We start from the raw sequence: 13,059 nt of genomic DNA on the forward strand, positions 1-13,059 counted from the left end.
GCCGCCCGGGGGTCGGTAGGGTGTGCGCTATGGCGGATGAGGAGTTTCGGGTTGAGGTTGTGCTCAGTGACGAAGGGCACGGGTTGACGTTCTGGGACCGGTTGCGGGCGCTGGATCTGGATGACGACGCGCGGAAGCGGCTCGGGAGTCAGGTGACGGTGACCCGAGACGGGAACCGGATGCTGATGTACACGCACACGCTCGCGGACGCCCAGGAGGCTGAGCGGACCGCCAAGGATCTGGTCGCCGACGACCACCTCGACGCGACATACACGATCACCCGCTGGAACCCGGCCGAGCAGGACTGGACCGATCCGAGCGTGCCGGTCGGTCCGCACGACGCGGCCAGCGACGCGGCGAAGAACGCGGGCATGGAGGTCCCGGACCAGCGGTACGTCGTGGTCCAGGCGTACAAGCCGGAGTTCCTCCGCGACCTCGGTCTGTAAACCTCAGCGCGGGACGTAGCCGGTCTGCCGGCAGAATGCGTCGGCGGCGGCCTGGTGGGCCGCCGCCTCGTCAGGACGGTCGAGGGCCTCGCAGCAGCGGGCCAGCAGGCGACGGGCCGACTGCCGCCCGATGCCGTACTCGACCGAGTCGGCCAGCGCCTGGGTCGCCTGGGCGTGGGCGAGCTCGACCTCGCCGTCGAGGAAGTTGCACAGGGCAAGGTCGCAGTGCAGCTCGGCGATGACGGTCGCATAGCCGGATTTCGCGGCCAGCGCCTCGCCTTCCTCGTAGTACGTCCGGGCGGTCGCGACATCGCCGGCGTGCAGGTACGAGTCGGCGAGCGCCTGCAGCGAAATGCAGGTGTCGTAGCTGTTGTCGATCTCGCGGCTGTCACGCAGTACGTCGGTCGCGATCCGGCGCGCGTCCTCGTAATGACCGAGCCGGTTCTCGACCGCGGCCTTGGCCAGTCCCCACTGGATCCCGTCGAGCCGGTTCTCCATCAGCGGCTCGGCGTTGCGCAGATCCGTTGCCGCCAGCTCCAAGTTTCCGAGTTCCTTGTAGGCACCGGCACGGTTGACCAGGGCAACAAGTCGATCGTTGCCGTGTGCACCTGAGTGCTGCAGCGACTCGGTGGCACAGGCAACGGCCTCGCGGAACTCACCGAGATGGATGTGGTTCATCGCCTGCGCGTTCAGACCGCGCGGCATCCGCGCGAACTCACCGCAGGCGCGGAACACCGCCAGCCCTTCACCGAACGCCTTGGCGGACTCGCGCAGCCGTCCCTGGGCGTTGTAGCTGACCCCGATGTTGCACCGCAGCGCACCTTCGCCGAGCGTGAATCCGCGTGCCCGATAAAGCTCCGCAGCCTGCTCGAAGAGCGCGATCGCTTCCTCGGTCGCCCCCGTGTGCCGCGCGAGTACGCCGCGCGCGTGCAGCATCGCGCCACGGCCGGCGTCGTCGCCGGACGCCTGCGCGCCGAGCTCACCGAGCCGGACCAGGGCGCGCCACGTGCCGTACCGGCTGTGCTCGTAGAGATACAGCCGGACGATATCGGCGAGCTGCCAGGCGACATCAGGCGTCCCGAGCTCGAGCGCGCGCTGCGCCACGGCCTCGATGTTGGGCAGTTCAGTCGTCAGCCACGCCTCCGGATCGTCGACGGTGACGTCGTACGACGGCATCGGGATGCGGACGGCGCCCGGTTCCAGGACGGTCATTGCGGCGTTCGCGGTGCCGACGTACCAACGGCACAAGGACTTCCAGGCGTCGAGGTCCGGGGCGGCGAGCTGGGCGGCGTACTCCTTGACGAGGTCGTGCATGAGGTAGCGGTCGTGGCCGACGGATTCCAGCAGGCTGGCGGATTCGAGGCGGTTGAGGACCTGGTCGTACGTCGGGCCGATGAGCGCCGCGGCCGCGTCGGGCGCGAACTCCTGGCCGGGGAAGAGCGAGAGTAGCCGGAAGCCGCGTTGTACGGCGGGGTCGAGCAGGTCGTACGACGTTTGGAACGCCGAACTGACAGCGGTGTCGTCGTCGATGGCGAGCGTGGCGAGCGCGCCTGTACGACGCATGCGGGAGACGAAGGCCGCGACCGAGCCGCGGGAGGCGACGGCGCCCGCGATGCGGAGTGCCAGCGGAAGGCCGGCGCAGAGGTCGACCAGGTCCTCGACGTCATTGGTTGCCTGAAGCATCGAGTGGATGAGCGTGGTGCTGGCTTCCGGCGTGAGGGTCGGGACGCGGATCGGGATGCCGCCGTCGAGCGCGGCGAGGGCGTCCAGCGGGTTCCGGCTGGTGACGAGTACGGCGCTGGTCGGCGTACCTGGGAGGAGGGGACGGACCTGGGCAGCGTCCTGCGCGTCGTCTAGGACGAGCAGGATGCTGCGCGTCGCCAGGCGCGAACGGAAGAGTGCGGCGCGGGCATCGCCGTCGTCCGGGATCGAGTGCGAGTCGACGCCGGATGCGCGCAGCAGCTCGACCAGTACGTCGTCCGCGCGCCGCGGCTGGTCCGATGCGCCGCGGAGGCGGACGAACCATTGCCCGTCGGGGAAGCGGTCGGTCAGCTCACGCGCGACGCGAACGGCGACGGCCGTCTTGCCGACGCCGGGCGTGCCGGAGAGCGCGACGATCCGGACGCCTTCGGTCGCGGTCAGCAGATTCACGACGTCGGTCACGAGCACGTCGCGGCCGACGAGGTTGCGGATGTCGAGCGGAAGCTGGTTCTGGTGCTGCCATTCGTCGTCGAGCGCGGACGTCAGGATCGACTGGCGGAGCTCGCGCAGTTCGTCGGTCGGGTCGAGCCCGAACTCGTCCACGAGGCGCGCCGCGAATCCGTCGTACGTCGACAACGCGTCGGCCTGGCGTCCGCAGCGGTAGAGCGCGGTCATCACCAAGGCGATCAGACGGTCGCGGAGCGGCTCTTGTGCGCTGAGGGTTTGCAGCTCCGGGAGTACGTCGGCGTGGTCGCCGCGGGCGAGGCGTGCATCGTAGTACTGCTCGATCGTGGTCAGCCGCTCCTCACGCAGGCCGATCGCGGCTGTTGGCTCCACCTCGATCGGGTCGCCTCGCCACTGGTCGAGGGCGTGGCGAAGGTGCTCGACCTGGCGGGCCGGATCCTCGGCGGCCTGGGTCAACGCTGCGCGGAATGCTTTGAGATCGGATGGTTCGGCGGCGAGCAGGTAGCCGCGGCCGCGGGTCTGCAGTACGCCGGCGCCGACGATGTCGCGCAATCGTCGTACGTAGGTGTGGACGGTCCGGGTCGGGTGCGCCGGCTGAGGTACGCCGTCGGGCCACAGTCCGTCGATCAGCTCATCCATCGGCACCGGGCGGTGCGGGCGCAGCAGCAGAAGCGCAAGCAGCGAACACAACCGCGGCGCCGGCGTGGGGACCGCACGTCCGTCGACGACGATCTCCAGCGGACCGAGGATGCGGAACTCCATGCCCTTTAGTCTGGCAGCTATGGATGTCTTGCTGGGGCCCGTGAGGGAAGACGATGTCGCGTTGCTCCAACGGTTCGTGGTGGAGCCCGGGCTGATCGGGCTGGACTGGAACGGGTTTCGCGATGCGCAGGCGCCGGTGCGGCGGTTTGCCGAGGACGGGTTCCTCGGCGCCGAGGACGGGCGGCTGATGGTCCGGACCGGTGCGGAGACGGCGGGGCTCGTCAGTTGGCGGTCGGGGTCGTTCGACGGCAGGACGAAGTACTGGGAGATCGGGATCGCGCTGCTGCCGGAGTACCGCGGGCGTGGGATGGGGTGGCGGGCGCAGGCGATGCTGACGGCGTACCTGTTCGAGCACACGCCGGTGCAGCGGATCCAGGCCGCGACGCATCCGGAGAACCTGGCCGAGCAGAAGTCGTTGGAGAAGGCGGGTTTCCGGCTCGAAGGCGTGATCCGCGGGTGCGAGTTCCGGGCCGGGCGGCTGCGGGACGGGTATCTGTACAGCCGGTTGCGGGACGATCCGGCGCCGGAGCTCGGCAACGGTTCGGTGACGGGAATGGCGACTGACACCGTCGGGGGACCTTCGGCGCATTAGTCTCGGCGGGTCGTTGCACGCTTACTCGGCGTGGTTCTGCGACATTGAAAAGGCTGAGAGAGGGGTCGCCCGTGTCGCGTCGTCGAGGTCTTGTCGCCGGTGCCGTCGTGTTGTCGTTCGTGCTCGCTGGATGTTCCGACGTGGCCGCGAGCGAGACGAGCCCCTCGGACACCCCTTCATCTACAGCCTCTTCCCCGAGTACGACGCCGAGCGCCACCCCGACCGTGAAGCCGACGGTCAAGCCGACTGTGCCGCCGAAGCCCAAGGTGAAGCAGAAACCGGCGTACTACGCGCTGCGGGTCGAGCGGCAGCTGGACAAGCTCGGATACCCGGTCGGCGACATCGACGGTGACATAACCGCGCGCGCCAAGCAGGCGCTGTGCGCGTGGCGCGAGACCAACGGCCTGCCGGTCAGCCGCGCCGGCCTCACGTTGAACGACGCATACTCGGTGCTCAACGCAACCAAGCGCCCGACGCCGACCCGCTCCCCCGGCATCTACGTCAACAAGACCTGCCAGATCCTGTACCAAATCGTCGGGAACACCTACAAGCGGATCGTCTGGATCTCCACCGGCGCCCCCGGCTACGACACCCCCAACCGCACCGGCAAGGTCTGGCGCAAGTGGGCCGGCGCACACGAGAGCAGCCTGTACGAAGACGCGTACATGTACGACTCGCTCTACTTCCTCAAGGACCGCCCCGGCATCGCCCTGCACGGCTCCCGGGTCAACTCCCTCATCAAGCCCTACCCCGCCAGCCACCGCTGCGTCCGAGTCATGCGCCCCGAAATCCACCAGATCTACGCCGACACCCCGATCGGCACCAAGGTCCAGATCTACGGCGAGTTCTAGCAGCATTACTCCAGGAGCTCATTTACCGACCGACCCGGCACTTCTGAGTTGTGCTTGCTTGGCTCGGACGATGTCCGGGTCCCTGGGGTCGAGCGGAAGCACAGCGTCGTCGTCGTACCGTCTGTCTTTTCTGCGAACGACTTTGGCTATCCGAATCTGTCGCATCGGAACTCCTTGGAGGGGCAGGCCTGGCGCCGAGGTGTTGGAGGGGTTCTCAAGACGCCAGGCCCGCCTGCTAGGTGGGGGTCGGCGACGACAGCAGGTACCACGCCGCGCTGTTGGGCGAGAGTTTGTCGCCCGCGTCCTGGTGACTCGCGAGCAGTAGTTCGCCGTCGACCGGCACAGCGACCACTCTCGACGAGCAGTTGACGACGCAGCAGAAGCCGTCGCCGCGGGTGAAGGCCAGTACGCCGGGTTCGGTCGCCAGCCAGTCGAAGTCGTGCGAAGCCAGTGCCGGAAGCCGCCGGCGCATACCGAGTGCCTCGCGGTACAGATGAAGCATCGATTCGCCCCAGCCCAGCTGATGATCCACAGCATGCATGGCGAACCAGTCAGGCTGCGGCAACCACGGATCTGACCGGGAGAAGCCGAAAGCCTCCTGGCCGGCCGACCAGGGCAAGGGAATCCGGCAGCCGTCCCGGCCTCGCCGCGCCCCGTTGCTGCGGTGGAACATCGGATCGGTGAGCACATTGTCCGGCAGATCCGTGACCTCGGGCAGACCGAGCTCCTCGCCTTGATAGAGGTACGCCGCTCCCGGCAGCGCGAGCATCAGCAGCGCACTCGCCCGCGCACGTGCGGTCCCGAGATCGACGTCCCCGGCGTGTGCGCCTGGGGCCCCACCGCCGTAGCGGGTGACGGATCTCGGCATGTCGTGGTTGTTCAGCACCCAGGCGACCGAGGAGCCGGCGTCCTGGATCGTGTCCAGCCCGCGGTCGACCACGTCGGAGAGAATCTGTGCGTCCCAGTGCGCGCGCAGGAACTCGAAATAGAAGGTCTGATGCAGTTCGTCCGGCCGCTGGTACAGCGCGAGTTGCCGGGTATCCAGTACGCCGACCTCGCCGATCAGCACGCGTTCGCGGCCGGTGAAGGCCGAGTATCCATCGGCGATCTGCCGCCAACGGCGCCAGACGTCGTGCACCTCGGGCTGGTTCCACGCGTGCGGGTTGAGCGGGTCACCGGTGAGCTCGTCGTCGATCGCCTGCCCGTGGTCCGGCAGTCCGGCCGCCTTGTGCAACCCGTGCGCCACGTCGATTCGGACGCCGTCGACGCCGCGCTCGAGCCAGAATCGCAGTACCTGCTCGAAGTACGCCGCCACGTCGGGGTGGCGCCAGTTGAAGTCGGCCTGCTCCGGCGCGAAGCTGTGCAGGTACCACTGGCCGTCGGGAACCTGTTGCCAGGCCGGGCCGCCGAAGACGGAGCGCCAGTTGTTGGGCGGTTCCTCGCCCCGCCCGTCGGCGAAGTGGAACCACGCGCGCTCAGGGCTCCCCGGGCCTGCGGCCAGCGCCGCGGCGAACCAGGGATGCTCGGTCGAGCAGTGGTTCGGGACAAGATCGATGAGGACCTTGATGTCATGTCGGTGCGCGTCGTCAACCAGACGGTCGAAACCGTCGAGGGTGCCGTAGTGGGGATCGACCGAGAAGTAGTCGGAGACGTCGTACCCGTGGTCGTGCTGCGGTGAGGGGTAGAACGGGTTGAGCCAGATGCCGTCCACTCCCAGGGCCCGCAGGTACGGGAGCTTCGCGCGGACGCCGGCCAGATCACCGACACCGTCGCCGTCGGAGTCGTGGAAGCTGCGGAGGTAGACCTGGTAGATGACGGCGGTCCGCCACCAATCGGCTCCAGGCCGGGGCCTTGTCGTGAACATCGCGATCGGTCCCTCTGGTCGTTCCCCAGGCCGCTGATCTCGTCACTACGATCCGCCGTCGGAGGGCGGGCGTCAGCAAGGCCAGCGTCCAGAGGGGCTACCCGCTAACCGGAATCCTGGGTCTGGCTGACCGGTACTCAGTGGGCGTCGAGATACCGGACCACAGCCAGCACCCGGCGATGGTCGTCGCTGGTCTCGGGGAGGCGCAGCTTGGCGAAGACATGCCGGACATGCTTCTCCACAGTCGCTTCGGTCACCCACAGCCGGCGTGCGATGCCCGAGTTGGAGCGACCCTCGGCCATCAGTGCGAGTACTTCGTGCTCCCGTGGACTGAGCTCGGCGAGCGGGTCGCCGTCCCGGCGGGCGTTGACCAGTTCCTGGACCAGGGCAGGGTCCATCACCGAGCCACCTCTGAGGATCCGTTCCATCGTCTCGATGAAGTCGCCCACATCCGTCACCCGGCTCTTGAGGAGATAGCCGATCCGCTGGCCGGACGCGAGCAGCTCCATTGCGTGCTCGACCTCGGCGTGGGCCGACAGGACGAGGATCCCGGCGGCCGGGAACTCGCGCCGAATCTCCCGGGCGGCGTCCAGCCCTTCGGTGCTGTGCGTGGGTGGCATCCGGATGTCCACCACGACCAGGTCGGGCGACAGGTCCCGCACCAGCGGGAGGATCCACACACTGTCGCCGGTCTGTCCGACGACCTCGAAACCCGCCTGCTCGAGGAGGCTGGCCAGCCCCTGGCGCAGGAGTACGTCGTCCTCGGCCAGGACGACGCGGCTGCGTGTCGCACCGCCATCGACGGCCGAGTCGATCGTCATCTCCCCACGGTAGACCTACCTGTCGTCGAGGATCCGGCGGAGAGCGACACCCGACAACGCCGTCTTGGACAGCAGAGCCGCGGCCGGCACGCTCTCGACGAGATCGATCAGGTCCTCCGCCGCGTGGGTGGAGATCAGAACGACCTGCGCGGGGTCCACATTCGTCTCGATCTGGATCCGCCGGGCCAGGTCGAGGCCGCTCTCGCTGCCGAGGTTCACATCGACGAGTACGACGTCGGGTTCGGCGCCGTCCAGTCGCGCCAGCGCCTCGTCGATCGTCGAGGCGACTCCGACCACGGTGACCCCGTCACTTTCGAGGCGGGACCGCGCGGCGTCCAGGAAGTCAGTGCTGTCGTCGACGATGAAGCAGCGCAACCCCATGGCTCCAGAATCACGCGACGAGGGCCCCGGCGCATTCCAGCTAACGCGACTCTCTGTGCAATCGAACGTTGGCTCCGGCGGACGTCAGCTGCCGGTCAGCGGGAACTCGGCGGTCAAGGTGGTTCCGGCGCCGCGGGGACTGTCGAGGTTCAGCCGGCCGCCTAGCGCTTCCACCCGGTCGCGGAGGCCGAGCAGCCCGGTGCCCCGGCTGAAGTCCGCGCCGCCCTGTCCGTTGTCGCGGATCTCGACGCGGAGCGCGTCGCCGGTGATGTCGGTGGTGACCACGACCAGCGAAGCCTGCGAGTGTTTCGCTGCGTTGGTCAGAGCCTCGGACACGAAGTAGTAGGCGCTCGCCTCGAGCCGCTCCGACAGGCGCGGCTGCGCACGGAGCGTCAGGCGGATGGGGATCGTCGACCGGCGGCCCAGTGACTTCAGTGCCGGGCTGAGGCCGCCCTCGGCGAGGATCGCCGGGTGGATTCCGCGCGCCGTCTCGCGGAGCTCGTCCAGGGCGTCGGTCAGTCCGCCATGCACCTGGTCCAGCTCCGCGGTGAGCTCGGACAACTCAGGCGGCACTTTCGTCTGGGCTGTCTGCAGCCGGAGCGCGAGTGAGACGAGCCGCTGCTGTGCGCCGTCATGCAGATTGCGCTCGATCTGCCGACGCGTCCGGTCGGCGGTGACCACCACGCGGGCGCGGGATGCCATCAGCTCGGCCCGGGCCTCTGCGTTCTCGATCGCGGTGGCGACGAGCTCGGTGAAGCCCGCGATCTGTGCCTCGGTCGCGGCCGGGAACGGTATGTCGTTGGTCTTGGAGGCGGCAACGACACCCCAGAGGCGGCCGCCCACGGTGACCGGGCAGCCGATCGAGGAACGGATTCCGATGGTCTGCGCCTCCTGCGCGATCGCGCCCGACGCACCGGCGAAGCTGTCCAGGCGGATCGGTCCGGCGCGTCGGCGTACCTCGCGGGCGATGCTCAGGCCGTCGAGATCGAACCGCTCACCGACGGCCAGATGGGCGGGCACCCGGCTCCAGGCCGCGACACCGGTGACCGTCCCGTCCGGTTCGTACCGCTCCATCCGCGCGAGATCGGCGCCGCAGAGTCGCCCCACCTCTTCGGTCACGGCTGTGAACAGGACACTCGGCGCTACCGCTCGAGCCACCTGAGTGGCGACCCGCCGGAGCGCGGATTGTTCGTTCGACAGCCGTTGGGCCTCCAGTGCCGCCCGTCGTAGCCGAGCCGCAAGCTCGCCCACGACCACCGCCGTCACGAGAAACACACCCAAGCCGACCGCGTTCTGGGCGTCGGCAAGCAGGAGGGAGTGCAGCGGGCTGACGAAGAAGTACGCGTACGCCCACACGCTGAGCACGGCCGTGACGACGGCGAGTGGCGTACCCCAGAAGATCGCGATGGGCAGTACGGCGAGCAGATAGAGCACCAGCAGGCTGAGTGTCGGGACGTGGGGCTCGCCGAGCTTGATGAGCGCGGTCACGGCAGCGACCAGCAGGCCGGCTGCGAGCAGTCCAGTCAGCCGGCGGACAACCGCTGAGCTCGTCCGGCGCCGCTCCATCCCATCACACTTTCCCCTGGACGAACGCTAACCGATAGTCCCGGACACTGACGACCACTGCATCGTCGTAGCCCGGAAGACCTGAAGGCCCGGTTCACAGCCGAGGCGATACCGCTGCTGTAATCGAACCGGCCCAAATCCCTTACAATCAAGGCCGTTCCAGCCTGAGGAGACGTCTTGGTACGCCGGTTCGCGCTCGTAGCTGTACTCGCACTCACAGCCTGCAGCCAACAGCCCGACAACCCCACTCCCAACCCCACGCCAACGGCCGCCCCGTTGACAGTCGCCCAAGCGACCAAGGCGGCGCTGACGCTGGCAGATCTGCCGAAAGGCTGGGACGGTGGCGTCGCGGTGGATCCAAGTCCAAGTCCGGGCGCCGCCACGACTCAGTACGATCCGGCGGACTGCCAAATCGTGGTCGGTAACCCGCTGAGGAGCCTGGACGCGCCCAGTACCTCGGTCCGGGGGCAGTACTTCGTCCGTGAACCTCTCGAGGGGATCACAGAGTTGATCTATTCCTGGCCGACCACACAGCAGCCGCTCGTCCAGAGAATCGCGACGGCACTACCTCATTGCACCACCGTCAAGGGCACAACGTCCCTCAGGACCGGGTTCAGCATGACGGTCAAGGAAGTGCAGATGCCAGGCTTGAAGGACGGCATTGCCTTGCGCACCGAGATGGTCGATGCAGATACTCCTGACCGCATCTTCGTCCTCCACTCCGCCACAGTGGTACGCGGAGGCACCGTGCTCCGCATCTTTGGGGTCAGCGACACCTTTCCCACCGATGCAGCGTTTGCTCAGCTTCTGACGAAGGCGGTGGCTCGGCTTGATGCCAGCAGGCACTAGCGCCGTGTCAGGAGTGGTACGCCGGTTCGCGGTCGGTGCTGTGTTGCTGTTGACCGCAGGGGTGGGAAGGTGGCGTGGCGCCGGATCCCTCGCCGACGGTGGCGAGTGACGTCAAGTACGAGCCGGCAGACTGCTGGATGGTGAGGGATCCGATGCGGGACCTCGGCGTACCGGCCACTGCGATCCGCGGTCAGTACTTCATCCGTGTGAACGACAACCCGATCTCCGTGACCGAGCTCATCTGCTCGTGGCCGACGTCGCGACTGCCGGTCGTACAGCGGATCGCCGCGACGCTCCCGCGGTGTGCGACCGTCAGCGGGACCTGGTACGACGGCGAGACGTTCCGGATCACCCCGCGTCAGCTTCCCGTCGCCGGGCTGAAGGACGGGATTGTCATCCGGACCGGGAATGCGAAGTCCGCCTCGTACGCCGCCTATGTCGCGCGAGGTGGCACGCTGCTCAAGCTCACCGCGGACAGCGACTCCTACCCGACCGACGCCGCGTTCGTCCAGCTGCTCAACGCCGCGGTTGCTCGGCTTGAGGGTGTTGGTTAGTGGCGGCGTTCTACGTGGGGTCTGAGGGTGCCGTCGTAGGGGTTGGGTGGGAGGCCTTGAAGTAGGTCGGGTAGGTGGAAGGTTTGGAAGAGGGACAGGTCGAAGAAGGCGACTGCGTGGACTATTGCGGTCGCGGTGAGGGTCAGGACCTGGATCTGGAAGGCGCGGTGGATGTTGTCGCGGGGGTCTCGCATGTAGACGGCGAAGGCGGGGAGGCCGTTGGCTTTCAGGGGGACGAGGTACTGGTCGCCGGGGCGTTCGGCCGGGCAGTGGGTGGAGATGAGGCGGCCGATGTCGCGGGCGCCGCGGAACCAGGACGTGAACGGCGGCATCTCCCAGATCGCGTCGGCGGTGAAGAGCGTGACGATCGCGGGTACGTCGTACTGCTCGAACGCGGCCCGGTAGCGAGCCAGCAGGGCTTCGTCGGGGACGGCGGCGCTCGGTCTGACGGTGAGCGGCATCGGGCGTACGTCGCCCAGCAGGTCCGTGATGCGGGCGCCAGGCCAGTCCTCGATGTCGTGGAGGATGGTCGCGGCTCGTTCGCGCGGTGGGATGCGTTGGAGGGCGGCGATCAGGCCGAGGTCGATCGGGCGGCCGTCCATCAGATGTTCGGGGATGGGTTCGAGCCAGAGAATCTCGGAGCTTTCCGAGAGTGCTCCCTCCGGATGCGCGCTGGGAGCGGCCAGGTCGGACGGGAGCGGACGGCTCCCCGCGTGCAGCAGACACGCGCGAGTGGCAGCCTCATAACCAGACGTGGAACCAGCGATCTCGATGGCGTCGGTGATGGAGCCGAGCATGCGGTAGCAGTGCGCGATCAACCCGGAGTCACCCATAGCTACTCCATCGGCCAGGCCCGGCTCTCGGTCTGGTGGTCGGCCAGGTAACCGGCCAACGCCAGTGCCCTCATCTCTTGATGATGCGGTACGGCGAGCTGCGCGCCAATGGGCAGCCCCGAAGCGGACCACCCGACGTTGACCGTGGTCGCCGGATGCTGCGACATGTTGTACGGGACCGTGAACCCGATGTGCTCGAACGGTTTCGACGGGTCGTCCGTCGGATACGCGAGCTCCGCCGGGAACGCGGTGATCGGCGCGACCGGCGACAGAATCACGTCGTACGCCGTGAACACCTGCGCGACCGCAGCCGCCATCGCACCCATCTGGCTGTACCCGTGGAACACGTCGGACCCGGACAGATCCCCCGCCGTCGACACCCACTCCCGGATCTGCGGCAGCACCTTCGCACGCCGCTCCTCGGGCAGTGCGGCGATGTCCGTCGCCGAGCGGATCCGCCAGAAACGATCGAGCCCGTCGAGCATCTCCCGCGTGATGATCGGGTCGATCGGCTCGACCAGCGCACCCGCCTTCGACAGTACGTCGGCCGTCGCCGACACCGCCGCGATCACGGCCGGATCCACCGCCGGCCCGACCCCGGCATCGAGCAACAACGCAACGCGCAGCCCCTCGAGCTCAACCCCAAACTCGTCGTCGGAAGCAGGAAACGACGTGTGGTCGCGCGGGTCATACCCGGACATCACCGACAACGCCAGCGCCGCGTCGCCGGCCGTACGGGTCAACGGTCCGATCGCCCGCCCCGGATACGGATTCCCGACCGCGACCCGCCCGTGCGTCGGCTTGAGCCCGACCAACCCACACCAGCCCGCCGGCAACCGGATCGACCCGCCGATGTCCGTGCCGATATGGATCGGCCCGTACCCAGCCGCCGCCGCGGCCGCCGCACCCGCACTCGACCCACCGGCAGTCTTCGTCACATCCCACGGATTCCGCGTCAGATGATGGAACGTCGACACCCCCGACGAGAGCATCCCGTACTCCGGCATCGTCGTCTTGCTGAAGATCACCGCCCCGGCCGACCGCAACCGCGCGGCAGCCGGCGCATCCTCGACCGCCGGGGTCAACAACGTCGCCGCAGTCCCCTGCGGCACCGGCGTACCGCGGGTCGCGATGTTCTCCTTCACCGTCACCGGCACGCCGTCCAGCGCCCCCGCCGTCCCGTCCCGCCAGCGACGCTCCGACTCGAGCGCCGCCGCCCGTGCTCCCTCGGCGTCGAGCGCGTACAGCGCACAGATCTGTGGCTCGCGAGCGTCCACCCGGGCCAGCACGTCCTCGATCACCTCGACCGGTGACACCGAGCCGTCGCGGTACTTCGCCAGCAGTTCAACCGCCGTCAGATCGGCGAGACTCATA

12 protein-coding genes are annotated in these 13,059 nt (G+C 68.2%); 5 read left to right on the top strand and 7 right to left on the bottom strand.

Features of this window, described 5'->3' with window-relative positions:
• The first annotated feature begins 29 nt into the window (after window positions 1-29).
• The gene (locus tag ACFWUU_RS38865) at window positions 30-446 is read left to right on the top strand and encodes a hypothetical protein (protein ID WP_137257780.1); all 417 of its coding nucleotides are present in this window, start codon (window positions 30-32) and stop codon (window positions 444-446) included.
• Between the two features lie 3 nt (window positions 447-449).
• Here ACFWUU_RS38865 and ACFWUU_RS38870 read toward each other — a convergent pair whose 3' ends face one another.
• A complete protein-coding gene (locus tag ACFWUU_RS38870; RefSeq protein WP_380183460.1) occupies window positions 450-3,374 on the bottom strand; it encodes a BTAD domain-containing putative transcriptional regulator in 2,925 nt (974 codons plus the stop codon).
• 19 nt (window positions 3,375-3,393) lie between these two features.
• Between ACFWUU_RS38870 and ACFWUU_RS38875 the strand changes: the two genes are divergently transcribed.
• Window positions 3,394-3,966 (top strand): GNAT family N-acetyltransferase, encoded by a 573-nt coding sequence (locus tag ACFWUU_RS38875; RefSeq protein ID WP_380183462.1) that lies wholly within the window; start codon window positions 3,394-3,396, stop codon window positions 3,964-3,966.
• Window positions 3,967-4,037: 71 nt separating this feature from the next.
• Entirely contained in the window at window positions 4,038-4,817 is a 780-nt protein-coding gene (locus ACFWUU_RS38880) for a L,D-transpeptidase family protein (RefSeq protein WP_380183464.1), read from the top strand.
• A gap of 235 nt (window positions 4,818-5,052) precedes the next feature.
• Here the strand turns inward: ACFWUU_RS38880 and ACFWUU_RS38885 are convergent, their stop codons facing one another.
• The 4 genes from ACFWUU_RS38885 to ACFWUU_RS38900 form a co-directional block, all read right to left on the bottom strand.
• Window positions 5,053-6,681, bottom strand: coding sequence for a glycoside hydrolase family 13 protein (locus ACFWUU_RS38885; RefSeq protein ID WP_380183466.1), 1,629 nt, complete (start codon window positions 6,679-6,681; stop codon window positions 5,053-5,055).
• Between the two features lie 137 nt (window positions 6,682-6,818).
• Complete coding sequence (locus ACFWUU_RS38890; RefSeq protein WP_380183468.1) at window positions 6,819-7,502, bottom strand: response regulator; 684 nt, start codon at window positions 7,500-7,502, stop codon at window positions 6,819-6,821.
• A 15-nt stretch (window positions 7,503-7,517) separates the two neighbouring features.
• The gene (locus tag ACFWUU_RS38895; RefSeq protein ID WP_380183470.1) at window positions 7,518-7,883 is read right to left on the bottom strand and encodes a response regulator; all 366 of its coding nucleotides are present in this window, start codon (window positions 7,881-7,883) and stop codon (window positions 7,518-7,520) included.
• A gap of 84 nt (window positions 7,884-7,967) precedes the next feature.
• Window positions 7,968-9,449 carry a DUF4118 domain-containing protein gene (locus tag ACFWUU_RS38900; protein WP_380183472.1) on the bottom strand — a complete coding sequence of 494 codons (1,482 nt, stop codon included), beginning with the start codon at window positions 9,447-9,449 and terminating at the stop codon, window positions 7,968-7,970.
• A 276-nt stretch (window positions 9,450-9,725) separates the two neighbouring features.
• On the opposite strand from ACFWUU_RS38900, the gene ACFWUU_RS38905 reads away from it, so the two are divergent.
• Window positions 9,726-10,298, top strand: a complete 573-nt coding sequence (locus ACFWUU_RS38905; protein WP_380183474.1) for a hypothetical protein — start codon at window positions 9,726-9,728, stop codon at window positions 10,296-10,298.
• 74 nt (window positions 10,299-10,372) lie between these two features.
• Window positions 10,373-10,852: a hypothetical protein gene (locus ACFWUU_RS38910; protein ID WP_380183476.1), complete on the top strand. Its 480-nt coding sequence runs from the start codon at window positions 10,373-10,375 to the stop codon at window positions 10,850-10,852.
• Here the strand turns inward: ACFWUU_RS38910 and ACFWUU_RS38915 are convergent.
• Complete coding sequence (locus ACFWUU_RS38915; RefSeq protein ID WP_380183478.1) at window positions 10,849-11,685, bottom strand: hypothetical protein; 837 nt, start codon at window positions 11,683-11,685, stop codon at window positions 10,849-10,851. The genes ACFWUU_RS38910 and ACFWUU_RS38915 overlap by 4 nt on opposite strands.
• 2 nt (window positions 11,686-11,687) lie before the next feature.
• Entirely contained in the window at window positions 11,688-13,058 is a 1,371-nt protein-coding gene (locus ACFWUU_RS38920) for an amidase (protein ID WP_380183481.1), read from the bottom strand.
• Window position 13,059 lies beyond the last annotated feature (1 nt).

This window comes from Kribbella sp. NPDC058693 (genome assembly GCF_042715335.1).
GTDB classification, from domain to species: Bacteria; Actinomycetota; Actinomycetes; order Propionibacteriales; family Kribbellaceae; genus Kribbella; species Kribbella jiaozuonensis.

Coding starts and splice junctions, on each gene's coding strand:
- ACFWUU_RS38865 (WP_137257780.1), top strand. CDS start 30: ATGGCGGATGAGGAGTTTCGGGTTGAGGTTGTGCTCAGTGACGAAGGG.
- ACFWUU_RS38870 (WP_380183460.1), bottom strand. CDS start 3,374: ATGGAGTTCCGCATCCTCGGTCCGCTGGAGATCGTCGTCGACGGACGT.
- ACFWUU_RS38875 (WP_380183462.1), top strand. CDS start 3,394: ATGGATGTCTTGCTGGGGCCCGTGAGGGAAGACGATGTCGCGTTGCTC.
- ACFWUU_RS38885 (WP_380183466.1), bottom strand. CDS start 6,681: ATGTTCACGACAAGGCCCCGGCCTGGAGCCGATTGGTGGCGGACCGCC.
- ACFWUU_RS38890 (WP_380183468.1), bottom strand. CDS start 7,502: ATGACGATCGACTCGGCCGTCGATGGCGGTGCGACACGCAGCCGCGTC.
- ACFWUU_RS38895 (WP_380183470.1), bottom strand. CDS start 7,883: ATGGGGTTGCGCTGCTTCATCGTCGACGACAGCACTGACTTCCTGGAC.
- ACFWUU_RS38900 (WP_380183472.1), bottom strand. CDS start 9,449: ATGGAGCGGCGCCGGACGAGCTCAGCGGTTGTCCGCCGGCTGACTGGA.
- ACFWUU_RS38915 (WP_380183478.1), bottom strand. CDS start 11,685: ATGGGTGACTCCGGGTTGATCGCGCACTGCTACCGCATGCTCGGCTCC.
- ACFWUU_RS38920 (WP_380183481.1), bottom strand. CDS start 13,058: ATGAGTCTCGCCGATCTGACGGCGGTTGAACTGCTGGCGAAGTACCGC.